28 protein-coding genes are annotated in these 26,119 nt (G+C 68.3%); 17 read left to right on the top strand and 11 right to left on the bottom strand.

Features of this window, described 5'->3' with window-relative positions; translation table 11 throughout:
• Nucleotides 1-8: 8 nt before the first annotated feature.
• Both ACYQ0J_RS12815 and ACYQ0J_RS12810 read left to right on the top strand, forming a co-directional pair.
• A complete protein-coding gene (locus ACYQ0J_RS12815) occupies nt 9-1,526 on the top strand; it encodes a S8 family serine peptidase (protein ID WP_460172498.1) in 1,518 nt (505 codons plus the stop codon).
• Between the two features lie 48 nt (nt 1,527-1,574).
• The gene (locus ACYQ0J_RS12810; RefSeq protein ID WP_460172497.1) at nt 1,575-2,795 is read left to right on the top strand and encodes a 2,3-bisphosphoglycerate-independent phosphoglycerate mutase; all 1,221 of its coding nucleotides are present in this window, start codon (nt 1,575-1,577) and stop codon (nt 2,793-2,795) included.
• Nucleotides 2,796-2,886: 91 nt separating this feature from the next.
• Here ACYQ0J_RS12810 and ACYQ0J_RS12805 read toward each other — a convergent pair whose 3' ends face one another.
• From ACYQ0J_RS12805 to ACYQ0J_RS12760, 10 genes are all read right to left on the bottom strand, one after another.
• Complete coding sequence (locus ACYQ0J_RS12805) at nt 2,887-3,864, bottom strand: DHH family phosphoesterase (protein ID WP_460172496.1); 978 nt, start codon at nt 3,862-3,864, stop codon at nt 2,887-2,889.
• A gap of 12 nt (nt 3,865-3,876) precedes the next feature.
• A complete protein-coding gene (locus ACYQ0J_RS12800) occupies nt 3,877-4,296 on the bottom strand; it encodes a PIN domain-containing protein (protein ID WP_460172495.1) in 420 nt (139 codons plus the stop codon).
• A complete protein-coding gene (locus tag ACYQ0J_RS12795; protein WP_460172494.1) occupies nt 4,280-4,516 on the bottom strand; it encodes a YlcI/YnfO family protein in 237 nt (78 codons plus the stop codon). Before ACYQ0J_RS12795 ends, ACYQ0J_RS12800 begins: the two co-directional genes overlap by 17 nt.
• Nucleotides 4,517-4,543: 27 nt before the next feature.
• Nucleotides 4,544-5,248: a bifunctional dihydropteridine reductase/dihydrofolate reductase TmpR gene (gene tmpR / locus ACYQ0J_RS12790; protein WP_460172493.1), complete on the bottom strand. Its 705-nt coding sequence runs from the start codon at nt 5,246-5,248 to the stop codon at nt 4,544-4,546.
• On the bottom strand, nt 5,245-5,655 hold the full coding sequence (locus ACYQ0J_RS12785; RefSeq protein WP_460172492.1) for an NUDIX domain-containing protein: 411 nt from the start codon (nt 5,653-5,655) through the stop codon (nt 5,245-5,247). The genes tmpR and ACYQ0J_RS12785 overlap by 4 nt, the downstream gene beginning before the upstream one ends.
• Complete coding sequence (locus ACYQ0J_RS12780) at nt 5,619-6,392, bottom strand: CDP-alcohol phosphatidyltransferase family protein (RefSeq protein WP_460172491.1); 774 nt, start codon at nt 6,390-6,392, stop codon at nt 5,619-5,621. The genes ACYQ0J_RS12785 and ACYQ0J_RS12780 overlap by 37 nt, the downstream gene beginning before the upstream one ends.
• Before the next feature lie 2 nt (nt 6,393-6,394).
• Nucleotides 6,395-7,021: a (d)CMP kinase gene (gene cmk / locus ACYQ0J_RS12775; protein ID WP_460172490.1), complete on the bottom strand. Its 627-nt coding sequence runs from the start codon at nt 7,019-7,021 to the stop codon at nt 6,395-6,397.
• Nucleotides 7,006-8,295: a 3-phosphoshikimate 1-carboxyvinyltransferase gene (gene aroA, locus ACYQ0J_RS12770; protein WP_460172489.1), complete on the bottom strand. Its 1,290-nt coding sequence runs from the start codon at nt 8,293-8,295 to the stop codon at nt 7,006-7,008. Before aroA ends, cmk begins: the two co-directional genes overlap by 16 nt.
• Nucleotides 8,296-8,328: 33 nt before the next feature.
• Nucleotides 8,329-10,467 (bottom strand): alpha-amylase family glycosyl hydrolase, encoded by a 2,139-nt coding sequence (locus ACYQ0J_RS12765; protein WP_460172488.1) that lies wholly within the window; start codon nt 10,465-10,467, stop codon nt 8,329-8,331.
• Nucleotides 10,468-10,593: 126 nt separating this feature from the next.
• A complete protein-coding gene (locus ACYQ0J_RS12760; RefSeq protein WP_460172487.1) occupies nt 10,594-11,394 on the bottom strand; it encodes a class I mannose-6-phosphate isomerase in 801 nt (266 codons plus the stop codon).
• A 19-nt stretch (nt 11,395-11,413) separates the two neighbouring features.
• Between ACYQ0J_RS12760 and ACYQ0J_RS12755 the strand changes: the two genes are divergently transcribed.
• The 4 genes from ACYQ0J_RS12755 to ACYQ0J_RS12740 all read left to right on the top strand — a co-directional run bounded on the left by ACYQ0J_RS12755 (nt 11,414) and on the right by ACYQ0J_RS12740 (nt 14,156).
• Nucleotides 11,414-12,283 carry an SIS domain-containing protein gene (locus ACYQ0J_RS12755; RefSeq protein WP_460172486.1) on the top strand — a complete coding sequence of 290 codons (870 nt, stop codon included), beginning with the start codon at nt 11,414-11,416 and terminating at the stop codon, nt 12,281-12,283.
• Nucleotides 12,284-12,410: 127 nt separating this feature from the next.
• Nucleotides 12,411-13,094, top strand: a complete 684-nt coding sequence (locus ACYQ0J_RS12750) for an endonuclease V (RefSeq protein ID WP_460172485.1) — start codon at nt 12,411-12,413, stop codon at nt 13,092-13,094.
• A 10-nt stretch (nt 13,095-13,104) separates the two neighbouring features.
• Nucleotides 13,105-13,740 (top strand): lysophospholipid acyltransferase family protein, encoded by a 636-nt coding sequence (locus ACYQ0J_RS12745; protein WP_460172484.1) that lies wholly within the window; start codon nt 13,105-13,107, stop codon nt 13,738-13,740.
• Nucleotides 13,741-13,862: 122 nt separating this feature from the next.
• A complete protein-coding gene (locus ACYQ0J_RS12740) occupies nt 13,863-14,156 on the top strand; it encodes an HU family DNA-binding protein (RefSeq protein ID WP_460172483.1) in 294 nt (97 codons plus the stop codon).
• Between the two features lie 53 nt (nt 14,157-14,209).
• Here the strand turns inward: ACYQ0J_RS12740 and ftsH are convergent, their stop codons facing one another.
• The gene (gene ftsH, locus ACYQ0J_RS12735; protein WP_460172482.1) at nt 14,210-16,087 is read right to left on the bottom strand and encodes an ATP-dependent zinc metalloprotease FtsH; all 1,878 of its coding nucleotides are present in this window, start codon (nt 16,085-16,087) and stop codon (nt 14,210-14,212) included.
• A gap of 125 nt (nt 16,088-16,212) precedes the next feature.
• Between ftsH and dnaK the strand changes: the two genes are divergently transcribed.
• From dnaK to ACYQ0J_RS12680, 11 genes are all read left to right on the top strand, one after another.
• Entirely contained in the window at nt 16,213-18,063 is a 1,851-nt protein-coding gene (gene dnaK / locus ACYQ0J_RS12730) for a molecular chaperone DnaK (RefSeq protein ID WP_460172481.1), read from the top strand.
• A gap of 20 nt (nt 18,064-18,083) precedes the next feature.
• Nucleotides 18,084-18,626, top strand: a complete 543-nt coding sequence (gene gprE / locus ACYQ0J_RS12725) for a nucleotide exchange factor GrpE (protein WP_460172480.1) — start codon at nt 18,084-18,086, stop codon at nt 18,624-18,626.
• Nucleotides 18,627-18,629: 3 nt separating this feature from the next.
• A complete protein-coding gene (locus ACYQ0J_RS12720) occupies nt 18,630-19,469 on the top strand; it encodes a DnaJ C-terminal domain-containing protein (protein ID WP_460172479.1) in 840 nt (279 codons plus the stop codon).
• Nucleotides 19,456-19,692: a chaperone modulator CbpM gene (locus ACYQ0J_RS12715; RefSeq protein ID WP_460172478.1), complete on the top strand. Its 237-nt coding sequence runs from the start codon at nt 19,456-19,458 to the stop codon at nt 19,690-19,692. The genes ACYQ0J_RS12720 and ACYQ0J_RS12715 overlap by 14 nt, the downstream gene beginning before the upstream one ends.
• A 160-nt stretch (nt 19,693-19,852) precedes the next feature.
• Nucleotides 19,853-22,417 (top strand): ATP-dependent chaperone ClpB, encoded by a 2,565-nt coding sequence (gene clpB / locus ACYQ0J_RS12710; RefSeq protein ID WP_460172477.1) that lies wholly within the window; start codon nt 19,853-19,855, stop codon nt 22,415-22,417.
• Between the two features lie 12 nt (nt 22,418-22,429).
• Complete coding sequence (locus ACYQ0J_RS12705; protein ID WP_460172476.1) at nt 22,430-22,819, top strand: ferritin family protein; 390 nt, start codon at nt 22,430-22,432, stop codon at nt 22,817-22,819.
• A complete protein-coding gene (locus ACYQ0J_RS12700) occupies nt 22,816-24,000 on the top strand; it encodes a VLRF1 family aeRF1-type release factor (protein ID WP_460172475.1) in 1,185 nt (394 codons plus the stop codon). The genes ACYQ0J_RS12705 and ACYQ0J_RS12700 overlap by 4 nt, the downstream gene beginning before the upstream one ends.
• A 15-nt stretch (nt 24,001-24,015) precedes the next feature.
• The gene (locus ACYQ0J_RS12695; protein WP_460172474.1) at nt 24,016-24,432 is read left to right on the top strand and encodes an Hsp20/alpha crystallin family protein; all 417 of its coding nucleotides are present in this window, start codon (nt 24,016-24,018) and stop codon (nt 24,430-24,432) included.
• Nucleotides 24,433-24,443: 11 nt separating this feature from the next.
• Nucleotides 24,444-25,130, top strand: a complete 687-nt coding sequence (locus ACYQ0J_RS12690; RefSeq protein ID WP_460172473.1) for a heat-stable protein — start codon at nt 24,444-24,446, stop codon at nt 25,128-25,130.
• A gap of 85 nt (nt 25,131-25,215) precedes the next feature.
• Nucleotides 25,216-25,629, top strand: coding sequence for an Hsp20/alpha crystallin family protein (locus ACYQ0J_RS12685; RefSeq protein ID WP_460172472.1), 414 nt, complete (start codon nt 25,216-25,218; stop codon nt 25,627-25,629).
• A gap of 43 nt (nt 25,630-25,672) precedes the next feature.
• A complete protein-coding gene (locus ACYQ0J_RS12680; protein ID WP_460172471.1) occupies nt 25,673-26,119 on the top strand; it encodes a DUF1931 family protein in 447 nt (148 codons plus the stop codon).

Here is a 26,119-nt window from a genome sequence, read left to right as displayed (position 1 = left end):
AGGTGTTTATGGGCACGTTGAAGCGTTGGATTTTGGCCATTCTGGCCCTGGGGCTTTTCGCCTGCAACCAGCAAACCACCCCAAGCGGACTCTCCACCCAGGGGGTGCGGGCCGGGGGGGCGGAGCGCTACCTGGTGGTCTTCAAGTCGGAGACCCTGCCCCCCGGGGCCAGGGCCCAGGTGGAAAGGGAAGGCGCCCGCGTGCTGAAGGCCCTCGAGCCCATCGGCACCTTGGTGGTCCTGGCCGATCCCGCCACCGCAGACCGCCTGGCCCGGCGCCCGGAGGTGCTTTCCGTGGGCAAGGAGCACCGCTACAGCCTCCCCAAGACGGAGCGGGTCCCGGTGGAGGACACCTATGGGACCCCCACGGCGGCGGACAGCCTCTACAAGTACCAGTGGGACATCCGCCGCATCAAGGCACCCGAGGTCTGGAGCCGGGTGCCCCTCGAGGTCCAGGCCCGGGCCACGGTGGCCGTCTTGGACACGGGGGTCATGGACAACCACCCGGACCTGGCAGGCCAGATCACCCACTTCGCCGCCACCAACTACTGCGGGGAAACGGGCGGCCCCAACAACACGCCCAGCTACCCCAAGTACAGCCTCTGGATTGACTTTGATAACTTTGACCCCGATAACCTCTGCACCCCCGCCCCTTACGTGATGTACGAGGCCCACGGCACCCACGTCTCCGGCACCGTGGCCGCGGCCTTCGGCGGGGGCCGCGTGGTGGGGGTGGCCCCGGGGGTGCGCCTCGCCGCCTACAAGGTCTTTGACCGCTACCACTACACCGATCCCCAGACCGGGGAAGAATACGATGACGTGGGCGCCTGGGACGGCCCCATCTTCCAGGCCATCCTGGACGCTGCCCAAAGGGGCTACCAGGTCATCAACATGAGCCTGGGGGGTACCCTCTACACGCAAAACCGCGAGGACGTGGCCGCCATGGTGGCCTGGGACCGGGTGATGAAGTACGCCAACCGGATGGGGACGGTCATCGTGGCCTCCGCCGGGAACAGCGCCCAAAACGCCAACGGCCCCGTGGTCCACATCCCCTCCGATCTGCCCACGGTCGTCTCTGTTTCCGCCACGGGGACCGCCACGCCCCTCTGGCAATACCCCTACCCCACGGGCGAGACCCTGGACGCTGTGCCGGGGGAGGACGTGCTGGCCTTCTACTCCAACTACGGGGCGGCGGTGGACCTCTCCGCCCCCGGGGGTGACTGCGGCCTGGACGAAAACGGCGTCACCTGGTGCGCCCGCCCGCGGAACGAACGACCCCCAGGCTACCGGTACCACCTGATCCTCTCCACCTTCATCGTGAACGAAACCACCCCTGCCTACGCCTGGTTCGCGGGCACCTCCATGGCGAGCCCCCATGTGGCCGCGGTGGCCGCCCTGGTGCGGGCCCTGCACCCCGAGTGGACGCCTGGGCAGGTGCGGGCCCACCTCAAGGCCACCGCCGAGGATATCGGAAGCCGCCAGCTTTTCGGCCACGGCCTGGTGGACGCCGACCGCGCCACCCGTTAGCCCTTCCTGCCCCCCGGGGCCACCGCGCCCCGGGGGTAGACTTTAGCCATGGACCTCTTCCCCGTTCTCAAGGAGCTCGCCCAGAAGACCCCGAGCAAGATCCTCCTCGTGGTCCTAGACGGCGTGGGGGGGCTTCCCCTGGAACCCGGGGGCCCCACGGAGCTGGAGGCGGCCAAGACCCCGAACCTGGACCGCCTGGCAGAGGCAAGCGCCCTGGGCCTCCTCACCCCCGTCTACCCGGGGCTTGCCCCGGGCTCCGGCCCCGGGCACCTCGCCCTCTTCGGCTACGACCCCTTCCGCTACGTGGTGGGCCGGGGGGCTTTGAGCGCCTTGGGCCTCGGGGCCGACTTCCGCGAGGGGGACGTGGCCCTAAGGGGGAACTTCGCCACCTTAGACCAAGAGGGGAAGGTGGCGGACCGAAGGGCGGGAAGGCCCTCCACGGAGGAGAACGAGAGGGTGGTGGCCAAGCTGAAGGCGGCCATTCCCCGCCTCGAGGACGTGGAGGTCCACTTCTACACGGAAAGCGAGCACCGCTTCCTGGTGGTCCTGCGGGGGGAAGGCCTGGAGGACAAGGTGACGGACACCGACCCGCAAAAACCGGGCCTACCTCCCCTAAAGGCCCAGGCCTTGGACGAGACCTCGGAGAAGACGGCCAGGCTCGTCAACCTGCTTTCGGAGAGGATCCGCGAGGTCCTTAAGGACGAGCCCCGCATGAACGGGGCCCTCTTCCGGGGGGCTTCCCGAAAGCCCCGCTTCCCCAGCCTAGAGGAGGTCTTCGGGCTCAAGGCCGCGGCCATCGCCAGCTACCCCATGTACAAGGGGCTCGCCGCCCTGGTGGGCATGGAGGTCCTGCCCGTGGAAGGGGAAGGGGATGCCCACGAGGGGAAGCTCAAGGCCCTCAAGGAAAACTGGGACCGGTACGATTTCTTTTACCTCCACTTCAAGAAGACGGACGCCAAGGGGGAGGACGGGGACTTCTGGGGAAAGGTTCGGGAGATTGAGCGCTTTGACGCCCTCCTGCCCGAGCTCCTCTCCGTGGGCCCCGAGGTCCTCGCCATCACCGGGGACCACTCCACCCCCGCGGCCCTCAAGGCCCACTCCTGGCACCCCGTGCCCCTCCTCCTGAAGGCCCCCCACCTCAGGAGGGACGAGGCCCGGCGCTTCACGGAGGGCGAGGCCCTAAGGGGTAGCCTCGGCCACCTCCGGGGGGCGGAGCTCATGCCCCTTCTCCTTGCCCACGCGGGGCGGCTCCTCAAGTACGGGGCTTAAAATGGGAAGATGATCCGCCACCACCTCCTGGAACCGGGGGAGGAGGTGGCTCCCCTCCTCCTCTCCCACTCTCCCCTACTCTGGAATCCCCCTAGAGGTACCCCGCCCGCCTGAGCTCCTCCTGCACGGCCTCGAGGACGAGTTCATAGGCGCGGTCCAGGTCCACCCCCTTCAGGGTGGCCCCGGCGGCGGGAACGTGGCCGCCCCCGCCCAGCCTTAAGGCGATGTTCTGGGCCGAAACCCCGGCCCGGGAGCGGATGGAGACCTTCACCCCCTCCTCCCGCCTGCGCAGGAAAACCGAGACCACGCTCCCCTCCACGTAGCGGATCAGGCCCACGAAATCGTCGGAGTCCTCCTCCTCCCGCCTGGCCTCCTCGGGGAGGTGGGCGGTGACGAGAAGCCCGCCAAAGTGGAAGGCCACCGTGGAAAGGACCTGCCCCATGAGCCGGAAGTAGGAGGGCGGGCGGAATTGGAGGCGGTCCGTGAGCTCGGCGAGCTTCACCCCGTAGCCCACGAGTTCCGCCGCCACCTTTAGGACCTCCGGGGTGGTGTTGGCGAAGCGGAAGTTGCCGGTGTCGGTGAGGATGCCCGTGAGGACGGGGGTGGCGATCTCCGCCGTCCACTCCACCCCCAAAAGGTCAATGAGGTCCTTCACCATCTGGGCCGTGGCCGCCTTGGAGGGGTCCACCACCGCCAGGTGGCCGAAGCGGGGGTTGGTGCCGTGGTGGTCTATGTTGATGACGAAGCCCTCCACGGGAACCCCCACCACCCTCGAGGGCTCGGCGCTGTCCAAGGCCACCAGGGTAGCCCCCGCGGGGAGCTTTTCCACGGGGTCCGAGTACTCCTCCTCCCGGGGCAAAAAGCGCAGGAACCGGGGCGGCTCGGCCACCCAGCGGGCGTCCTTGCCCAGGGCCTTGAGGGCCCGGTAGAGGCCTAAGGAGCTCCCGATGGCGTCCCCATCCGGGTCCACGTGGGTGGCGATGTAGATGGGGCCCTCCACCGCCCTGAGGACTTCGGCCACCAGGCGCATCTTCTCCCAGTACTTGGGGTCAGGGGCGTTGCCGTCCACGTAGCTAAGGTATCACGCGAAGGGGTTTTTCACCCGCACCCCCCCGTAAGCGGCGGGGTGGAGACCCTCGCTCCAAACCACCTTAGCCCCTAAGGCCCTGGCGCTTTGCAGGACCATGGCGTCCCAGAAGGCGAGGCGGTACTGCCCGGAAAGAAGGGATGCGGCCAGGACATCCTCCAGGGTGGGCAGGTGCAGGCGGGCCTTTCCCAGGTCTTCCAGGATTTGCCTGGCGGTCCCCCCATCCAGGGGCTCGGCTATCTTGCGGGTGACCACCACATAGAACTCCTGAAGCACCTGCAGGGAGAGGGCCAGCCTCCGCTCCAAAAGGAGGTGCTCCAGAAGGGCAAGGGCCCGCGCCCTTTTCTCCGGCGAGGAAAGGTCGTAGGCATAGACCAGGACGTTGGTGTCCACAAACTCAAGCCCCACGGGCATGCCGCTCCTCCCGGGGGGGCAAGGGCTTGCCTCCGGTCCGGTAGAGACCCCGGCGCATCCAGGACAGCGGCCGGGCAAGCGCCTCGCCCTCCTCGCCCCCCACGGCCTCCCGCAAAAGGGCCTCCACGAAGGCATTGAGGCTCTTTCCCCTGCGGAGCGCCTCCTCCCGGGCCCGGCGCACCAGGTCCTCGGGAAGCCTCAGGGTGAGGTTCCGGTCCATGGCCCTAGTTTGGCACATCATGATGGGCTAAAGGTTCCACCCCCCCGCCACCTCCAGGACCTGCCCCGTGAGGTAGGGCTCCCTGACGAAGAAGAGGACCGCCTTGGCCACCTCGTCCAGAAGGGCAAGCCGGCCCATGGGGATCTCGTGGAGGGGCTTGGAGACCGAGTTTTCCGCCACCCCCGGGGCCACCACGTTGGCGGTGATCCCCGACGGGGCGAAGCGCTTGGCGATGGCCTTGGTGTAGAGGACCACCCCCGTCTTGGCGATGGCGTAGGGGGTGATGTGGGGCCTGGCGAGCAGGTTCCCCGCCCCGGCGTATCCCAGGTTCACGATGCGGCCGAAGCCCTGCGCCACCATGAGGGGGAGGACCCGCTGCGTAACCAGGAAGGTGGCGGTGAGGTTGGTGTCCAGAATCCAACGCCACTCCTCGAGGGTCACCTCCTCTATGGGCTTGTAGAGGTAGTCCCCCACGTTGTTGACCAAAACCCCCACCCCGCCCAGGTGGTAGCGCACCTCCTCCACCAAGGAGGCCACCTCCTCCTCCCGGGTGAGGTCGGCCCGCACCTTGATGGCCTTCACCCCCAAGGCCTCGGCCTCCAGGCGGGTGGCCTCGGCCAGGCCCTCCGAGGTGCGGTAGTGGACGGCCACGTGGAAGCCCTCCTTGGCCAGGGCGAGGAGGATGGCCCGGCCGATGCCCTTGGCGCTTCCCGTGACCAGGGCGACCCTCATCTCCCCTCCAGGTAAAGGGCCAAAAGGGCCCGGGTAAAGGTGTTCAAGGGGTAGTCTAGCCCCGCTTCCGGCACCACCCAGGCCCAGTCCAAGATCTCCCCGTTCGCCCTCACCTCCCCTTCCGCCTTGGCGAAGTAGTTGAAGAGGAGCATGTGGATGGGCCGGTGGAACTCGGGGCTAAAGCGGGCCTCCTGCACCAGGGCGAAGCGGACGTCCGAAAGCCTAAGCCCCACCTCCTCCCAAAACTCCCGCCTCAGGGCCTCCTCCAAGGCCTCCCCCCAGGCCACCTTCCCCCCGGGCACCCCCCATAGCCCCCGCCACTTGGCGGTGCGCACGAGAAGCACCCGGCCCCCCTGTTCCACCAGGGCCCCTACCGTGGGGATGGGATACTGCGGGCGATCCTCCATAGGTACCAAAACCCAAGATACAAGGCCTGCAGGAGGACGAAGGTGAGGTAGGCCGCAGGCTGGTGGAAGAGGAGGAAGACCCCCAGGAAGAAAAGCTGGGTGGTGAGCCCCAGGTTCACCACCCCCGCCAAGGCGGCCTCGTCCCAGAAGCGCCCCGGGTCCAGGCGGAGCCGCCGCACCAAAAAGCCCTCCAAGGCCCGGATCCCCCGGTCCTGGGGCAGGAAGAGGAGGCGGTAGACCCCCCGGAGAAGGCGGAGGAGAGGGGTATCGGGGTCCCGGGCCTCTTGGGGCCCGGGGAGGCCCCGGGCTTCCCGGTAAAGCCTCTCCAGGTTGAAGTCGTAGGACTGGGCCAGGGTGAAGACCAGGAAGGCGAGCAGGGCCTTTTCCGCCTCCCCCGTGCGCCAGGCGAGGGCCAGAAAGAGGGCCAGGTTACCCAGAAGGTCCAGCTCGGTGTCCAGATAGCGCCCAAGCTCCGTGGCCTCCCCCCTCAGGCGGGCGAGCTGGCCGTCCGCGTTATCCAAGACGGTCTTGGCCTGGAGGAGGAGGGCGGCCCAGAGGTCGCTTCCCCCGGCGATGAGCCAGGCGGCGAGGAGGACCAAGAGGGTGTGGAGGAGGACCAGGTGGTGGGGCCTTAAGGCGCTCGGGAGGAGGAGGCGCACCACCAGGTGGGCCAAGGGGCGGAAGAGGGCGAGGTTCAAAAACTCCTGGACGGGTCTTTCCTTGGCCCCGGGCACCATGGCTAGTCCCTGAGGTGGACGAGGATCCAGGCCACCACCTCTTCCAGGGTCATCCCCCCGGTGTCCAGGACCAGGGCGTCCGGGGCGGGGGCGCTTTGGGCCTTGTCCTGCTCATCCCGCTGGAGGAGGTCCCGGAGCACCTCCTCGTAGGCCTGGGGCCTTTCTTGGGCCCGCCTTGCGGCCCGCACCTCGGGGCTCGCCGTGAGGTAAAACTTGTGGGGCGCCTCGGGGAAGACCTGGGTGCCCATGTCCCTTCCCTCGGCCACGAAGGGCGGGGGCACCTCCTTGAGGCGGGCGTTCACCCAGGCCCGCACCCCGGGGTGGCGGGCCACCTGGGAGACGATGCGGTCCACCTCAGGGGTGTGCAGGAAGGGGGTGAGGTCCTCCCCCCCCACCAGCACCCGGTTCCCCTGGACCCCGGGCAGAAGGTGGACCTGGAAACGCTCCAGGAGGGCCAGAAGCCCTCCGGCGTCCTCCGGGTCCACCCCCGCCCTCAGGGCCAAAAGGGCCGCCGCCCGGTAGAGGAGGCCGCTGGAGAGGTAGGGCACGCCCAGGGCCTCGGCCACCCGCCTGGCCACGGAGCTTTTCCCCGAGGCCGAGGGACCATCAATGGTCACGATGCCGCGCATAGGGCCAAGAGGTCCCGGAAGAAGCCCGGGTAGGAGATCTCCGCCCACTCGGGTTCCCACACCCTCACCCCCACGGGCAGGCCCGCCACGGCGAAGGCCATGGCGATGCGGTGGTCGTGGAAGGGCTCCACCTCGCCCCCCCTGACCCCGCCCCCCCGGATCCTGAGCCAGTCAGGGCCCTCCTCCACCTCCACCCCCAAGGCCCGGAGGTTCCTTGCGATGGCCGAAACCCGGTCGGATTCCTTCACCCTGAGCTCAGCGAGGCCGGGGATAAAGGTCTCCCCTTCCGCCCAGGCGGCGGCGGCGGCCAAGGCGGGCACCTCGTCCACCATGAGGGGGATGAGGCCGGGGTCCACGGCCACCCCCCTCAAGGGGCTAAAGCGGGCCCGCACCCACCCCACGGGCTCCCCCGCCTCCCCCTCGAGGACCTCCCACACGAGCTCCGCCCCCATCTCCCTCAGCACCTGAAGGAGGCCCGTCCGGGTGGGGTTCAACCCCACCCCCTCCACGGTGACCTCGGAGCCGGGGACGAGGAGGGCGGCCACCAGGAAGAAGGCCGCGCTGGAGAAATCCCCGGGAACGACAAGGTCCCGCGCGGGGAAAGGCGCCGTCTTCCAGGTGCGCACCCGCCCTTCCTCCACCGCCAAGGGCAGGCCGAAGTGGCGGAAGAGCCTTTCCGTGTGGTCCCGGGTGGGCACGGGTTCCACCACCTCCGTCACCCCCTCGGCGAAGAGCCCCGCCAGGAGCAAGGCGCTCTTTACCTGGGCGCTGGGCACGGGGAGGGTGTAGCGGATCCCCTTTAAGCCCTGGCCCCGCACGGCGAGGGGGGCCCTGGTCCCCCCCTGCCGCCCCTCCACCTGGGCCCCCATGGCCCTGAGGGGGGCCACCACCCGGCCCATGGGGCGGCGCCTCAGGGAGGCATCCCCCGTGAGCACGGCGAAAAGCCCCTCCTGCCCCGCCAAAAGGCCCAGGAGGAGGCGCATGAGGGTGCCGGCGTTGCCGCAGTCCAGGACGTCCTCGGGCTCCTCCAGGCGAAGCCCCCGGCCCCGCACCCGGAAGTGGGGGCCCTCCTCCTGGATCTCCGCCCCCAAGGCCCTAAGGACCCGGGCCGTGGAGAGGGTGTCCCCCGCCTTCAGGGGGTGGAAGAGCCTCCCCTCCCCTTCGGCCAGGGCCAAGAGCATCAGGCCCCGGTGGGTCACGGACTTGTCCCCGGGAACCCGCAAAACCCCCCGCAAGGGGCCGCACGGGGCGAGGTCCAAAAAGGGCCGGTCCATGCCCCCTAGTCTTGGGGCGGGAAGGGGTTTTGGTCAAGGGAGGCCCTGCCGGACCAGGTAGCGGAAGCCAAGGGGGGGGATTCCCACCTCGTTCCGGTAGGTGCGCCCCTCGCGGGGATCCCGCCAGCCCCCAGGGGGTAGCCGCAGCGAGCCGGCCTCGGTGCCGTTGTTGAACGCGGCCAGCACCTCGCCCTCCCCCGGTTCCCCGCGGAAGAAGGCCAGCAGGTGCCCCTCGCCCAGATACCCCCGGAAAACCGCGCTCCTCAGGGCCGCAAGCTCCCGGCGCAGCCCGGCCAGTTCCTGGTAAAAGGCCAGGGTATCCGCGTGGCAGCGTTCCCACTGGATGGGGTAACGGTTGAGCTCATGCGGGGGCTCTGCGGGCCTCTCCCCGGTAAAGCCGCACTCATCCCCTTGGAAGGTCACCGGGACCCCGGGGAGGGCGTAGAGCATGGCCGCGGCCAACCGCTGCCGGGCGCGGGCCTCCGGGCTTGGGGTATCCCGGAGGCCCCCACCCCCCACCTCGGTGAGGAGCCGCGCGGTGTCGTGGGAGCTGATGAGGTTGAAGCCCATGCCGGCCACGGCCTCCGGGTAGAGGGCGTAGACCCGGGAAAGGTCGGCCAAGGCCCGCCCCCCGTTGTAGAGGGCCAGGCTACCCCCCTTGGCGAAACGCAGCAGGATATCCCGGCCGATGGCGTAGTTCATCAGCGAGTCAAACTCGTCCCCTTGAAGCCAGGTGGCATCCCGCTGCCAGATCTCGCCCACCAAGTAGGCCTCCGGCTTGATCCGCTTGAGCTCGGCCCGCAACTCCTTGATGAACCCGTGGGCGTCCAAGAGGTCTCCGGGCACGTCCACGCGCACGCCGTCAAAGCCAAAGCGCAGCCAGTACTTGGCCACCTCCATGAGGTAACGCCTCACCCCGGGGTTGGCGGTGTTGAGCTTGGGCAGGCTGCCCAGGCCCCACCAGCCCTCGTAGGCCTGGCCGTCGCCCGGCGTGAAGGGCCAGCGCTTGACGAAGTACCAGTTCCAGTAAGGGGAGGCCGGGCCCCGCCTGACCACGTCCTGGAAGGCCCAGAAGCCCAGGCCGGTGTGGTTGGGCACGAAATCGTAGATGACCCGCATCCCACGGCGGTGGGCCTCCTCCAAAAGCTTCTTCAGGAGCGCCTTGTCGCCGAACTTGGGCGAGACCTTGAGGTAGTCGTGGGTGTCGTAGCCGTGAGCCGAACCCGAGTCAAAGAGGGGGTTGAAGTAGATCAGGCTGACCCCCAGGGCCTCGAGGTGGGGAAGCTTGGCCAGCACGCCCGCCAGGTCGCCGCCGAAGTACTGGTGGCAGCAGTGGTGCGCGCTCGGCGGATCGGTCCAAGCCGAGAGGTGGGGCCCCATCCCCCCTGAGCGCTGCCAGACCCCGTTGAACCGGTACTCGTCGCTCTCCAGGGCCAGGGCGTCGTTGCTCGGATCGCCGTTAAAGAAGCGCTCGGGGAAGATCTGGTAGCCCACCCCTTCCCCCACCCAGGGCACCTCGGCAAAGGGGTGCTCCGGGGGGGTAAAGGGACCGAAGCGCTCCTCCCGGCCGTCGGTGGTCTGGAGCCCGATGCGGTACGCCCTTATCCCGGGGGCCACCGCGGCGCGCCACACCTCGGTCCCCGGGAAGGAGAGCTGGCGGTGCATGGGGATCTTCTCCTCCCCCACCTCCACCCAGGCCTTGGCCACCGCCCCCTCGCCCGCGCTGAAGCGAACGGAGAGCCTGCCGTCGGCCAGGGAGAGGTAGCGGGCCTCCCCCGGGTCGTGGGCGAACTCCAGGGCCACCGGCCCGCCCGGGGCCGGGGGGGCCGGGGCCTGGACCAGGATCAGGGCGTTCTGGCCGCCGAAGCCGTCGTCCACGCAACCCGCGGCCGTGGGGTCCACCTTCGGGGTGCCGAAGGTGGGGTCGTGGCACATGTCCTTGGGCCACTGGCCGTTGATGAAGAACTTGTACTGGTGCTCGCCGGGCTCGAGGTCCACGGTGACCGCCCAGGAGCCGTTCTCCCGCCGCATGGGGGTTTCGCCCCAGCCGTTGAACGAGCCCCTGAGGCTCACCGTCCGCACCTCCAGCCCGGAGGGTGGGGTGTAGCGGAAGGTGACGGGCACCCCCAGGGCCAAGCCGAGAACTACCGATAGCGCCAGGATTCGCCGCATGCCTCCTCCCAACCTAGAAGCGCTTCCACGCTACCCCATCCCGGAGCGGATGGCAAGGGCGCCCTGGCCCATGCCCGCACGGGGTGGCCCTAAGCGCCCCCCCCTTGACTGCGCCACACCCGATCCTCAGCCCACCTCTGCGGGCATGCCTTTTGGGGCTTCCGCCTCGGCGGGGCACTTAGCCGCCCCCAGGAGAAGCCCCTCCCCTTCCAGGACCCCTTCCTCCCCGGCTTCCAGGAGAAAGGTGGCGAAGGGCTTTAGGACCTGCCCCTCCAGGCGGGCCTCCCCCTCCAGGAGGGTGAGGACCAAGGGGGTTTCGGGCCTCAAGGCCAGCCTGCCCCGAAGCGGGTAGCGGTAGAGGCGGAAGTAGGGGGTGGAAAGGAGCTCCTCCCCGCCCGGCGTGGGCCTGGGGGAGGCCTGGGGGATGGGGGTGGGCTCGAGGGTGGCCACCTCCAGGGCCTTCTCCAGGTGGAGCTCCCGGGGACGGCCGTAGTCGTAGAGGCGGTAGGTGAGGTCCGAAGGGGTCTGGACCTCGTAGACCCGCGTCCCCGGCCCCAGGGCGTGGACCACCCCCGCGGGCAGGTAGACCACCTGGCCCCGCTCCACCGGCACCCGGTGCAGAACCTCGCCCAGGGTACCCGCCTGGGCCCGCTCCCGCACCTCCTCCCGGCTCACCGGGCGGCGAAACCCGTAGACGATCTCCCCGGGGGAAAGGACGTACCAGGCCTCGTACTTACCGGGCTGCCCTTCCACCCTTAGGGCGTAGGCGTGGGGCGGGTGGACTTGGACGGAAAGCCACGCCTTGGGGTCCAGAAGCTTCACCAAAAGGGGTTCCTCCGCCAGCCACACCTCCCCGATGCCCGGGCCAAAGCCAAGGGCCGCCCCTCCCCAGACGCGGGCCACCGGTTTGGGCACGTAGAGGCGCACGGGGATTAGCATAAGGGGTATGCGCGACCTGGACCGCGAGGAAACCTACCTGGCCGACCGCCGGGGCCTGGCCCTGGAGCTCCGCGACCTCCCGGGATCGGGGCCGGTGCCCACGGAGGCCTACCCCGGGCCCCACGCCGCCTTGGGCTACGGGGAAGGCTGGTTCGCCGCGGAGCTCTCGGGCCTCCCCGACTGGACGGAGGAGGGCACCCTCTTCGTCTTGGAAGGGGGGTACGACCTGGGGGAGGCGGCGGCCTTGGCCCTGGTGGCGGAAACGGAGCGGGTGCGGGTGGTCCGGGTGGGCTTCCGGGAAGGGGGGCTTTACCTTCCCCCAAGCCCCTTAAGCCCCTACCGCTACCTGCGCTTTCTCCTTTTGGCCACAGGCCGGGAGGAGGCCTTGAAGGAGGTGGACGAGGCCCTGCTTTTGGAAAGGCGACGCCTCTCCCCGGAGATCCCCCTGGAGGAGAACCCCGCCAAGTTCCTGGCCTATACCCTCTTGGAGCGGCTTCCCCTCTTCTACGCCCCCTTCTTCCGCCCCCTAGAGGGGGCCGCCCAGAGCCTCTTCGCCCGCATCGGCAAAAGCCTCTCCCTGACCCCGCCCTTCAGCGCCCTGGAGTTTTTCCTGACGGCCCTCGAGGCCCGCCACGAGCAGGGGGACCCCCTGGCCGCCGTCCTCCTGGGGGAAGGGGAAGGGGTGCGGCTGGCCAAGGAGATCCTGGAAACCCGGGTGGACGCCATCGCCGAGGTGCCCGCCCCCGAGGGGAGCCGTCTGGCGCAGGCCATGGCCCTCTGGTACCGCCTGGCCTGGACCGCCTACTACCTGGCCCTCCTCTACGGGGTGGACCCCTCCGACCCCGAGGTGCTGGAGCGCCTCCGGGAGGCCACCTGATACCACCCCATGCCGGCCTAAGCCAGCATGGGTCCCCGGTAAAAGGCCCGGGTGCCGGATTTTGGATGGCATAGAGCGCAGACCCAAAACGGAGGTGGGCCGAAGTTTAAAGTTTAGGAGGAGGCCTTTGCGGATCCCCCCCTTTCCCAGACCCCAAAGCCTGGAGGAGGCCTTCGCCCTGCAAAAGGCCCTGGCCACCCAGGTGGTGCGGGAAGGAAGCCTGGAAGGAGTTAAGCTCCTGGCCGCCTTGGACGCCTCCCACAAAAAGGGAAAGCCCCTTGTGGCCGTGGCCGTCCTTTACCACCTGGAACGGGGCCCCCTTTTTGTAAGCCGGGGGAAGGTGCCGGAGGAGGCGCTTTTCCCCTACATCCCAGGCCTCCTCTCCTTCCGCGAGGCCCCCGCCTACCTGGAAGCCTTAGGAAAGCTCCCCGAGGCCCCGGAGGTCCTCCTGGTGGACGGCCAGGGGATCGCCCACCCCAGGGGCCTGGGCATCGCCAGCCACCTGGGGGTCCACCTGGACCTTCCCAGCGTGGGCGTGGCCAAAAGCCTCCTCTTCGGCCGCCCGGAAGCCCCCCTCCCCGAGGCGGCGGGGAGCGCCGTGCGCCTCCTTTCCCCCCAGGGCCTCCCCCTGGGCTACGCCTACCGGAGCCGCACCGGGGTCAGGCCCCTCTACGTCTCCCCCGGGCACCGGGTGGGCCTGGAGGAGGCCCTGGCCTTCGTGAAGGCCCTTCCCACCCGGTTCCGCCTCCCCGAGCCCCTGCGCCTGGCCCACCTCGAGGCGGGCAAGGCCCTGGCCCAGGTGGACCCGTAAACTGGAGGCCGTGGAAGCGCACCGGCCCAACCCCGTCTACCGGGCCTGCTGGTTCTTGGCCCGGTTTCTCCTTACCCTCCTCTTCGGCTACCGGGTGGAGGGGGCGGAACGCGTGCCCGCGGAAGGCCCGGTCATCCTGGCCAGCAACCACCTCTCCATCCTGGACCCCATCGCCGTGGGGGCCGGGGTCAGGCGGCCCGTGAGCTTCCTGGCCCGGGCCGACGTCTTCCGCCTGCCCTTCCTCTCGTGGCTTTTGCCCCGGCTCTACGCCATTCCCGTGGAGCGGGGGCAAAGCGACCTCTCCGCCGTCAAAAGCGCCATCCGCGCCCTGGAGCGGGGCATGGCCTTCGGCATCTTCCCCGAGGGCACCAGGAGCCGCACGGGCAGGCTCCAGCCCTTCAAAACCGGGGTGGCGGCCATCGCCCTGCGCACCGGTAGCCCCGTGGTGCCCGTGGCCGTGGTGGGCACGGACCAGGCCTGGCCCGTGGGGCGGAAACTCTTCCGCCTGCGTAGGCCCATCCGCGTCATTTACGGCGAGCCCATTCCCGTTCCAAGGGTCACCAAGATCTCCCACCAGGAGCTGGAAACCCTTACCCGGGATATAGAGGCTCGGGTACGGGAACTTCTCCCCCCCCGGTACCGCTAGAGCCAATGCTTTCGTTATCACATATTGCTATATATAGTGCTAGAAATGGCTCCGGGTATTGCGGGCATGGCTTTAGGCGTGATATAGTCCCTGCGGAAGGGAAAAGACGAGGGAGGTGAAGAATGGCAGCAAAGAAAACGGTCACGAAAGCGGATCTGGTAGACCAGGTGGCGGGCGCCACGGGCCTCAAGAAGAAGGACGTGAAGGCGGCGGTGGATGCCTTTCTCTCCAAGGTGGAGGAGGCCCTCTCCGGGGGCAACAAGGTGCAGCTCACGGGCTTCGGCACCTTCGAGGTGCGCAAGCGCAAGGCCCGCACCGGCGTGAAGCCCGGCACCAAGGAGAAGATCAAGATCCCGGCCACCCAGTACCCGGCCTTCAAGCCCGGCAAGGCCCTCAAGGAAAAGGTCAAGAAGTAAGGTATTCCCTTCCCCTGGGGAGGAGGCCCTCCCCAGGTTATTCCTTTGGGGCCCTAGGCCCCGCCCAGGGCCCCTCCCGGCTTAATCTTGGGCACCACCCGGGGCGCCTCCCGTTCCTCCCGTTCCTGAACCTTCTCCTCCTCCAGGGGCAGGCCCTCCACCACCCTCTGGAACTCCTCCGCGGTGAGGGTTTCCCGCTCCAGGAGGGTCTCGGCCACCCGTTCCAGGGCCTCCCGCCTCTCCAGGAGCAGGGCCTTCACCCGCCCGTACTGCTCCTCAATGAGGCGGCGCACCGCCTCGTCAATGCGCCGGGCCGTCTCCTCCGAGTACTGGCGCACGTCGTAGCCCCCCAGGTAGGTGTCCTCCCTCAGGGCGTAGGCCACGGGGCCAAACTCGGGGTGCATGCCCCACTCGGTGATCATGCGCCGGGCCAGCTCCGTGGCCTGGCGGAAGTCGTTTTCCGCCCCCGTGGTCACGTCCTCAAAGACCAGCTCCTCCGCCGCCCGCCCCGCCAGGGCCACGGCGATCTGGTCCAGGAGACGGTTCCGGCTCCAGTGGAGCATGTCCTCCCGCCTGGGCATCATGAAGCCCAAGGCCCGCCCCCGGGGCACGATGGTCACCTTGTGCACCCCGTCGGCGTGCTCCAGGAAGTGGGCGGCCAAGGCGTGCCCCGCCTCGTGGTAGGCGGTGATCCTGCGGTCGCGGGGGGTGAGGACCAGGCTCTTCTTGGCCGGGCCCATCATCACCCGGTCGGCCGCCTCCTCCAGGTCCTTCATGGTGATCTTCTTCCGCCCCTCCCGGGCCGCCAGGAGGGCGGCCTCGTTCAGGAGGTTCTCCAGGTCCGCCCCCACGAAGCCGGGGGTGCGCTTGGCCAGGAGGGCCAGGTCCACGTCCTCCGCCAGGGGCTTGCCCCGGGCGTGGATGCGCAGGATCTGCTCCCGGCCCCGCACATCCGGGGCGTCTATGGCCACCTGGCGGTCAAAACGCCCCGGGCGCAAGAGGGCCGGGTCCAGGACGTCGGGGCGGTTGGTGGCGGCCATGACGATGATGGTGGAGTCCTTCTCGAACCCGTCCATCTCCACCAGGAGCTGGTTCAGGGTCTGTTCCCGCTCGTCGTTGCCGCCCCCCACGCCCCCGCCCCGGCGGCGGCCCACGGCGTCAATCTCGTCTATGAAGACGATGCAGGGGGCGTGGCGCTTGGCGGTCTCAAAGAGGTCCCGCACCCGGGCCGCCCCCACCCCCACGAACATCTCCACGAAGTCGGAGCCGCTTGCGGTGATGAAGGGCACCTTGGCCTCCCCGGCCACCGCCCGGGCGATGTGGGTCTTGCCCACCCCGGGCGGGCCCACCAGGAGAACCCCCTTGGGGATCCTGGCCCCCATCTCGTGGAAGCGGCTGGGGTTTTTCAGGAACTCCACGATCTCCTTAAGCTCCTCCTTGGCCTCCTCGGCCCCGGCCACGTCCTTGAAGGTCACCTTGGGGGCTTCGGTGAGCACCTTGGCCCGGCTCTTGGTGAAGCTGAAGGCGGAGTCCGAGGGGCCGGCACGCCCGCTGCGGGAGAAGTAGAAGAGGGCCCCGATGAGGAGGCCTACCAAGAGAAGGGGCCAGAGGAAGCCCAGGGGGCTTTGGCCCGGGGGGGGTTCCACCCGCACGCTCACCCCCCGCTTGGTCCAGGCCTCCAGGGTCTCGTTGGCCAGGGGGCCCGCCGCGTAGGTGGTGAAGCTGGATCCATCCTCCAGGGTTCCCTGGATGCGGGTCTCCCCGGACCGCACCACCACCTCCTTGACCCTGCCCGCCTGGAGGTCCTCGAGGAAGGTGGTGTAGTTGACGACCCCGCCGGGGCTCCCCGTGGTGCCCGCGAGGCTGAAGGCCCAGGCCAGAAGGAGCAAGCCCAGGACAAATACCAGGAAGTTCAACGGAAGCCGGGGCATGTCTCTCCTTAGGGTACACGCCGGGCCGGGGTTCCGGGTAGCCCAGGGCACCATGACATAACCAGGCTCAATTCTCTTGACGTGCCCATATCGCCTGGTTTATGCTTGGGGCGAGAGGTGAGGCCATGGCGAAGGCAGTAGGCATTGACCTGGGTACCACCAACAGCGTGATCGCTGTCCTGGAGGGCGGCAAGCCCGTGGTGTTGGAGAACGCCGAGGGGGAGCGCACCACCCCCAGCGTGGTGGCCTTCCGCGACGGGGAGACCCTGGTGGGCCGCATGGCCAAGCGCCAGGCGGTCTTAAACCCCGAGGGCACCATCTTTGAGATCAAGCGCTTCATCGGCCGCCGCTTTGAGGAGGTCCAGGAAGAGGCCAAGCGGGTGCCCTACAAGGTGGTCCCCGGGCCCGACGGAGGGGTGAGGGTGGAGGTCAAGGGGAAGCTCTACACCCCGGAGGAGATCAGCGCCATGGTCCTCCGCAAGCTGGTGGAGGACGCCTCCAAGAAGCTCGGGGAGAAGATCACCAAGGCGGTGATCACCGTGCCCGCCTACTTCAACAACGCCCAGCGGGAGGCCACGGCCAACGCCGGGAGGATCGCGGGGCTGGAGGTCTTGCGCATCATCAACGAGCCCACCGCCGCCGCCCTCGCCTACGGGCTGGACAAGAAGGGGAACGAGACCGTCCTCGTCTTTGACCTGGGCGGCGGGACCTTCGACGTGACGGTGCTGGAGATCGGGGAGGGGGTCTTCGAGGTGAAGGCCACCTCCGGGGACACCCACCTGGGCGGGTCCGACATGGACCACGCCATCGTGAACTGGCTGGCCGAGGAGTTCAAGCGGGAGTACGGGGTGGACCTGAAGGCGGACCGGCAGGCCCTCCAACGCCTCATTGAGGCGGCGGAGAAGGCCAAGATTGAGCTCTCCAGCACCCTGGAGACCACCATCAGCCTCCCCTTCATCGCCCTGGACCCCGCCAGCAAGACGCCCCTCCACCTGGAGAAGAAGCTCACCCGGGCCAAGCTGGAGGAGCTCATCGAGCCCCTCCTGAAGCGCCTGCGGGGCCCGGTGGAGCAGGCCCTTAAGGACGCGGGGCTCAGCCCCCATCAGATTGACGAGGTGATCCTCGTGGGCGGGGCCACCCGGGTGCCCGCGGTGCAGCGGGTGGTGAAGGAGCTTTTGGGCAAGGAGCCCAACCGCTCCGTGAACCCCGACGAGGTGGTGGCCATGGGGGCCGCCATCCAGGCCGGGGTCCTGATGGGCGAGGTGCGGGACGTGGTCCTCCTGGACGTGACCCCCCTCTCCCTGGGGGTGGAGACCAAGGGCGGGGTCATGACCGTCCTCATCCCCCGGAACACCACCATCCCCACCCGCAAGTGCGAGATCTTCACCACCGCCGAGCACAACCAGACCGCGGTGGAGATCCACGTGCTCCAGGGGGAGCGTCCCATGGCCCAAGACAACAAGAGCCTAGGCCGCTTCCGCCTCGAGGGCATCCCCCCCATGCCCGCGGGCGTCCCCCAGATCGAGGTCTGCTTCGACATTGACGCCAACGGCATCCTCCACGTGACCGCCAGGGAGAAGTCCACGGGAAGGGAGGCCTCCATCACCATCCAGAACACCACCACCCTTTCCGAGGAGGAGATCCAGCGGATGATCGAGGAGGCCAAGCGCCACGCGGAGGAGGACCGCCGCCGCAAGGAGCACGCGGAGCTCAAGAACACCCTGGACACCGCCCGCATCCAGGCGGAGCGGGTCCTGCAGGAGAAGCAGGGGACCCCCGAGGCCAGGGCCCGCCTCGAGGCTGCGGTAGCGCGGGCCAAGGAGCTGGTGGAGAAGGACGCCTCCGACCCCGAGCTGAAGGCGGCCACGGAGGAGCTCCTCAAGGCGGTGGAGGCCTACGAGCGGGGAGCCACGGCCACCGCCTCGGGCAAGGGACCGGACGACGTGATTGACGCCGACTACAAGCCCGCCGAGTGAGAAGACCCCCGAGAGGCACCATGGCAGAAGAGCGGGAAGACATTCGAACCGAGCTGGAGCAGGACCTCCAGGCGGTGGCCCAGGAGGCCCTGGCCCTGGAGGAGCGCTTGAAGGCCGCCGAGGAGGAGCTAAGCGCCTTCAAGGACCGGTACCTGCGCCTCCTTGCCGACTTTGACAACTACCGCAAGCGCACGGAGGAGGAACTCAAGGCGCGGGAACGGGAGGGCGTCCTGCGGGCGCTTAGGGCCCTCCTTCCCGTCCTGGACGACCTGGACCGGGCCCTGGAGTTTGCCGAGGCCAACCCCGAAAGCATCCTCCAGGGGGTGAGGGCGGTGCGGGACGGCTTCTTCCGCATCCTGGCGGGCCTCGGGGTGGAGGAAGTACCCGGGGAGGGCCAGGCCTTCGACCCCCGGTACCACGAGGCCATCGGCCTCCTCCCTGGGGAACCCGGCAAGGTGGCCAAGGTCTTCCAGCGGGGCTTCCGTCTGGGAGAGGCCCTGGTGCGCCCGGCCCGGGTGGCGGTGGGAGGGGAGAAGAGCCCGGAGGAAGCGGGCTTAGAATAGGCCATGAAGGACTACTACGCCATCCTGGGGGTGCCCAGGAACGCCACGCAGGAGGAGATCAAAAGGGCCTACAAGCGCCTGGCCCGCCAGTACCATCCTGACGTCAACAAAAGCCCCGGGGCCGAGGAGCGGTTCAAGGAGATCAACGAGGCCTACGCCGTCCTCTCCGACCCTGAGAAGCGCCGGATCTACGACACCTACGGCACCACCGAGGCCCCGCCTCCACCGCCTCCTGGGGGCTACGACTTCTCCGGCTTTGACGTGGAAGACTTCTCCGACTTCTTCCAGGAACTCTTCGGGGAAGGGCTCTTCGGGAGGCGGGGCCACAGGGCCCGCCCCCGCCGGGGCCGCGACCTCCAGGCCGAGCTCTTTCTGACCCTGGAGGAGGCCTTCCACGGGGGCGAAAAGGTCCTGGAGGTGGGGGGGAGGCGGGTATCCGTGAGGATCCCCCCGGGGACAAGGGAGGGAAGCGTCCTGCGCCTTGCGGGCATGGGGGGTCCCGGGGAACCTCCCGGGGACCTGCTCCTCACGGTAAGGCTCCTCCCCCACCCCGTCTTCCGCTTGGAGGGCCAGGACCTTTACGCCACCCTGGACGTTCCCGCCCCCATCGCCGTGGTGGGGGGGAAGGTGCGGGCCCAGACCCTCGAGGGCCCGGTGGAGGTCACCATCCCCCCCAGGACCCAGGCGGGGAGGAAGCTGAGGCTAAAGGGCAAGGGCTTCCCGGGGCCTTCGGGCCGGGGGGACCTCTACCTGGAAGTCCGCCTCACCATCCCGGAGCGCCTGACCCCCGAGGAAGAAGCCCTCTGGAGGAAGCTGGCGGAGGCTCACCATGCTCGCGCGTAGCGAATGGCTTTCCCTCGAGGCCGTGGCGGACTACGGCCTCTCCTTGGCCGCCGTGCGGGGCTACGTGGAGATCGGCTTCGTGGAACCTTTGGAGGTGGGCGGAACCTGGTACTTCCGGGAACGGGACCTCTTGCGCATGGCCCAGGCCGAGCGCATCCGGCGCGACCTCGGGGCCAATCTGATCGGGGCCGCCCTGGTGGTGGAGATCCTGGAGCGCCGCTGATCCGGGACATTCCTCCCCAGCCTTCCCCGCTAAACTGGAGCTGAAGCGCCTTCTCCTCCCCGCCTAGCGCGTTCTTCCCCCCTCAATGTAGCTGTTTATCTCAAGTGTCTTGACAATAACGCTATCAAGTGATATGCTTTAACTAGCTGGAGGAAGGGGTATGAACCTGGACCGGTGGACCCAAGCCGCCCGTGAAGCCCTAGCCCAGGCCCAGGTCCTGGCCCGGAAGCTAAAACACCAGGCCATGGACCTGCCCCACCTGTGGGCCGTGCTCCTCCGGGACGAGGGGGGCCTCGCCTGGCGGCTCTTGGAGAAGGCGGGGGCCGACCCCAAGGGGCTAAAGGAGCTCCAGGAACGGGAGCTTTCCCGCCTGCCCCAGGTGGAGGGGGCCGAGGGGGGGCAGTACCTCACGGGCCGCCTCTCCGGGGCCTTGAACCGGGCCGAGGCCCTGATGGAGGAGCTGAAGGATCGCTTTGTGGCGGTGGACACGCTGGTTTTGGCCCTGGCCGAGGCTACCCCGGGGCTTCCGAGCCTGGAGGCCCTGAAGACCGCCCTAAAGGAACTGAGAGGAGGTAAGAGCGTGCAGACGGAACACGCGGAAAGCACCTACAACGCCTTGGAGCAGTACGGCATCGACCTCACGCGGCTCGCCGCCGAGGGCAAGCTGGACCCCGTGATCGGCCGGGACGAGGAGATCAGGCGGGTCATCCAGATCCTCCTCCGGCGCACCAAGAACAACCCCGTGCTCATCGGGGAGCCCGGGGTGGGCAAGACCGCCATCGTGGAGGGCCTGGCCCAGCGCATCGTCAAGGGGGACGTGCCCGAAGGCCTCAAGGGCAAGCGCCTCATCTCCTTGCAGATGGGGTCGCTCCTCGCCGGGGCCAAGTACCGGGGCGAGTTTGAGGAGCGCCTGAAGGCGGTGATCCAGGAGGTGGTGGCAAGCCAAGGGGAGGTCATCCTCTTTATAGATGAGCTCCACACCGTGGTGGGGGCGGGCAAGGCGGAAGGCGCCGTGGACGCGGGCAACATGCTGAAGCCCGCCCTGGCCCGGGGGGAGCTCAGGCTCATCGGGGCCACCACCCTGGACGAGTACCGGGAGATCGAGAAAGACCCCGCCCTGGAAAGGCGCTTCCAGCCCGTCTATGTGGACGAGCCCACGGTGGAGGAGACCATCTCCATCCTCCGGGGCCTCAAGGAGAAGTACGAGGTCCACCACGGGGTGCGCATCTCCGACCCCGCCATCGTGGCGGCGGCCGTCCTCTCCCACCGCTACATCACGGAAAGGCGCCTCCCCGACAAGGCCATCGACCTGATTGACGAGGCGGCGGCCCGCCTGCGCATGGCCCTGGAAAGCGCCCCCGAGGAGATCGACGCCCTGGAGCGCAAGAAGCTCCAGCTGGAGATCGAACGGGAGGCCCTGAGGAAGGAGAAGGACCCCGACTCCCAGGAGCGCCTCAAGGCCATTGAGGCGGAGATCGCCAAGCTCACGGAGGAGATCGCCAAGCTCCGGGCGGAGTGGGAGGGGGAAAGGGAGGTCCTGAGGAAGCTCCGCGAGGCCCAGCACCGCCTGGACGAGGTGCGGCGGCAGATTGAGCTGGCCGAGCGCCAGTACGACCTGAACCGGGCCGCCGAGCTCCGCTATGGGGAGCTTCCCAGGCTGGAGGCCGAGGTGGAGGCCCTCTCCGAGAAGCTCAAGGGCGCCCGCTTCGTGCGCCTGGAGGTCACGGAGGAGGACATCGCCGAGATCGTCTCCCGCTGGACCGGGATCCCCGTGGCGAAGCTTTTGGAAGGGGAAAGGGAGAAGCTCTTAAGGCTTGAGGAGGAGCTCCACAAGCGGGTGGTGGGGCAGGACGAGGCCATAAGGGCCGTGGCCGACGCCATACGCCGGGCGAGGGCGGGGCTTAAGGACCCCAACCGCCCCATCGGGAGCTTCCTCTTCCTGGGGCCCACGGGGGTGGGGAAGACGGAGCTCGCCAAGACCCTCGCGGCCACCCTCTTCGACACCGAAGAGGCCATGGTGCGCATCGACATGACGGAGTACATGGAGAAGCACGCCGTAAGCCGCCTCATCGGGGCCCCGCCGGGCTACGTGGGCTACGAGGAGGGGGGGCAGCTCACCGAGGCGGTGCGGCGGCGCCCGTACACCGTCATCCTCTTTGACGAGATCGAGAAGGCCCACCCCGACGTCTTCAACATCCTCCTGCAGATCCTGGACGATGGCCGCCTCACCGACTCCCACGGCCGCACCGTGGACTTCCGCAACACGGTGGTCATCCTCACCTCCAACCTGGGAAGCCCCCTGATCCTGGAGGGTATCCAGAAGGGCTGGCCCTACGAGCGGATCCGGGACGAGGTTTTCAGGGTCTTGCAGCAACACTTCCGCCCCGAGTTCCTGAACCGCCTGGACGAGATCGTGGTCTTCCGGCCCCTCACCAAGGAGCAGATCCGCCAGATCGTGGAGATCCAGCTCTCCTACCTCCGGGCCCGCCTCGCCGAGAAGCGCATCGCCCTGGAGCTCACGGAGGCCGCCAAGGACTTCCTGGCGGAGCGGGGCTATGACCCGGTCTTTGGGGCGAGGCCCCTAAAGCGGGTCATCCAGCGGGAGCTGGAAACCCCCCTCGCCCAGAAGATCCTCTCCGGGGAGGTCAAGGAGGGCGAGGGGGTGGTGGTGGACGCGGGGCCCACAGGCCTCATCTTCCGCGCCGCCCAGCGCATAGAGGCCTAGAGAGGAGGAGGTATGGACGTGGTGGAGGTGCTCAAGAAGGCCTACCAGGACGAGCTTCTGGACGCCCTACGGGCCGAGCGGGCGGCAGAAAAGGTGCCCTACCCGCACCTGAAGGCCCTCCTCCAGGAGGTGGCCCAAAGGGAGCGGGCCCACGCGGAGGCCATCGCCGAGGCCCTCCGCCGCCTCAAGGCCCCCCTCCCCTCCTCCCCCAAGGCGGAGGAGGAGGGTTGGGAGGCCCTGGTCCGGCTCCTCTCCGAGGAGGGGTTTGACCGGGCCTACTACCTGGAGAGCACTTTCCCCGACCCCGAGCTCGAGGCCCTCTTCACCCGTATTGGCCAGGAGGAAAGGCTCAACCAAGAGGCGGTGCGCAAGGTGGTGGCCCTTACGGGAGGTAACCTATGATCGGCAAGGAAGAGGTCCGGCGCATCAAGGAAAGTCTGGCCCACCTTTCCGTCCCCACGCTTTCCCTTTACCTGGACGTAAACCCCGCCAAGCCGGAAAACGCCAACCGGGCCTACGCCCTCCGGGCCAAGGACGCCATGAAGGCCCTCGAGGTGCCCGAGGCCCTGGCGGAAAGGGTCCTGGAGCTTTTGAAGCACGAGGTCGTCCAGGCCAAAACCCTGGCCCTCTTCGCCGACGCCAAGCACCTGGAGCTTTACCCCCTGCAGGTGGAGCTCCCCCTGGTGAGCGCGGTGAAGACCGCCTTCCTGGACGAGAGGGAAAGCCGCCTCCTCACCGACGGGGTCTTGGCCCATTACGGGGAACCCTTCCTCCTCCCCTTGGTCTACGCCCTGGACGAGTACGAGCGCTACGGGGTGGTCTACGTGGACCAGGAGCGCTGGCGGGTCTTTGAGATCTTTATGGGAGAAGCCCAGGAGGTGCAGGACGCCTTCCTGGCCCTGGACACCGAGGCCTGGCGCCGCCTCAGCCTGGACGCCCCCGGCCGCCGCTTCAACCTGGCCGGGATCTCCCGGGGCGGGGCAGGCCAGGACCTCTTCGCCAAGCGCCTGGCCGCCTGGGAGGAGCGGTTCTACAAGACCCTGGCCCACGAGTTGGAAAGGCTTTGGGAGACCAGGGGGTTCACCCGGGTTATCCTCATGGGCCCCGAGGAGCACACCAAGCTCTTCCAGGGCTACCTGCCCATGCGCCTGAAGGAAAGGGTGGTGGCCCTCCTGCCCTCCCTCCCCCACCCCGGGGTTACACCCGGCGAGGTGCTGAAGCGCCTGGAGCCGGTCCTGGAGGAGGTGGAGCGGCAGGAGGAGGTGAAGCTCCTCAAAGAGCTGGAGGAGGCCTACCCCAAGGCGGCCTTCGGCCCCGAGGTGCTCTCCCGGGTCCAGGAGGGCCGGGTGGAACTCTGGGTCCTCCCGTGGCACCTGGACCAGGGGGTCTACGCCTGCCAGGAGTTCTACTTTGCCGAAGAGGCCCAGGCCCTGGCCGCCTGCGAGAGGCCGGAGAGCAAGCCTTTGGCCATCGTTCTCCCCGAGCTCGCCGAGGGCTACGCCACCAAGCTGGAGTTCGTCCGGGGGGAGGCGGAAAGAAGGCTTCTAGAGCGCGGGGGGATGGCCGCGCTCTTGAGGTGGTAAAGGAGGTGAGGCAGCGTGATCCGGTTTGACCCCTTCAAGGAGCTGGAGGAGTTGCAGGAAAGGCTTTCGCGGGCCTTCGCCACCCCGCAGCAGGGGCCCAGGGTGTATGCGCCCCCGGTGGACGTGATGGAGGACGGGGAGGGGCTCCACATCCTGGTCTACCTGCCCGGGGTGGAGCCCGCGAAGGTGGAGGTGGTGGCCGAGGAGGGAGTGCTCTCCCTGAAGGCGGAGCGCCCCTTGGAGAAGAAGGAGGGGGTGGTCTACCACCGCCTGGAAGGTTCCTACGGCGCCTTCGCCCGGAGCTTCAACGTGCCCAGCACCTTTGACCTTTCCCGGGTGCAGGCCCGCTTCCGCCACGGGGTCTTGCACCTCCTGATCCCGCGGGCGGAGGAGACCAAGCCCAAGCGGATCCAGGTGCAGGTGGAAGGATGAGGAGGTGAGGTATGCGGCGCACGGTGCGGTACATCCTGGCCACTTCCAACCCCATGGGGGACCTCGAGGCCCTGGAGAAGCTGGTCAAGGTGGCCCCCGACACCGGGGCGGACGCCATGGCCCTCATCGGCAACCTCATGCCCAAGACGGCGAAAAGCCGGGACTATGCCGCCTTCTTCCGCATCCTCGCCGAGGCGCATCTGCCCACCGCCTACATCCCCGGGCCCCAGGATGCCCCCATCTGGGAGTACCTAAGGGAAGCGGCCAACGTGGAGCTGGTCCACCCCGCCATGCGGAACGTCCACGAGACCTTCACCTTCTGGAGGGGCCCTTACCTGGTGGCGGGCATGGGCGGGGAGATCACCGATGACGGCGAGCCCGAGGAGCACGAAGCCCTCCGCTACCCCGCCTGGGTGGCGGAGTACCACCTGAAGGCCCTTTGGGACCTCAAGGACTACCCCAAGATCTTCCTCTTCCACACCATGCCCTACCACAAGGGCCTGAACGAGCAGGGCTCCCACGAGGTGGCCCACCTCATCAAGACCCACAACCCCCTCCTGGCCCTCGTGGCCGGCAAGGGCCAGAAGCACGAGATGCTGGGGGCGAGCTGGGTGGTGGTCCCGGGGGACCTCTCCGAGGGCGAATACAGCCTCCTGGACCTGAGGGCCAGGAAGCTGGAGACGGGGAACGTACGCTAAGCGCCCCCGGGTAGCCCCCCTGGGGCTACCCGGGGTCCGAGACAGCCCCAAGCCCGAAGGGCTGAACCTTGGAAGGAGGCGAAATATGCTGGAGAAACTCTGGCCTTTTGGCAAAAACCGGGTGCGCAAGGCCTTTGAGGAGGCTCTGGAGAAGGCCTTCAAGGACACGGGCGAGGTTTTGGAGCCCCTTTCCGAACTCCAGGAGCGCGAGGACCACTACCTCCTCCGGGTGGAGGTGCCCGGCCTGGGGCCGGAAAACCTGGAGGTGCGCCTGGAGGGGGACCAGCTCGTCATCGAAGGGGAAAAGCGGGAGGAGAAGCGGACCAAGCACCTGGCGGAAATCGTCTACGGCAGGGTCTACAGGGCCTACCTCCTGCCCAAGGACGCCAAGAAGGAAGGGATAGAGGCCCGCCTGGTCAAAGGGGTGTTGGAGGTCAAGATCCTGCGGGAGGCGCGCCCCCAGGAGCCCCCGGTCAAAATCCCCGTGCAAGAGGGCTAGGTGCCCCCCGCACCCCTTTGGCCCTAAGGGGAGGTGAGCGGCTATGCTCATGAAAATCGCCGAGTTTGAAAGGCTCTTCCGCCTGGCGGCGGGGCTGGACGTGGACAAAGACGACCTCAAACGCCTTTCGGACTTCCTCCGGGGCAAGCTCTACGACCTCCTGGTGGTGGCCGAGCGCCATGCCAAGTACAACGGCCGGGACCTCATCATGGAGCCGGACCTGCCCATCCCCAAGGGCCTGCAGGAAACCCTGCAAGAGTTCCGCAAGATGGACGTGGCCCTGGAGCTTAAACCCGTGCTGGAAGCCCTAGCCGCCCTGCCCCCTCTGGATCTGGAGGTCACGGAAGACGTACAGAACCTCCTGCCCGAGCTGGCTGGGGCCTTGGTGGTGGCCTACGCCCGGGTGCTCAAGGAGCTAGACCCCGCCCTTAAAAACCCCCAGACCGAGCACCACGAGCGGGCCGAGCGGGTCTTCAACCTCCTCCTTTAG

The sequence above is a fragment of the Thermus sp. FJN-A genome (genome assembly GCF_054655095.1).
Note: the sequence above shows the minus strand (reverse complement) of the source record. Positions and strands in the feature narration are given on the sequence as shown.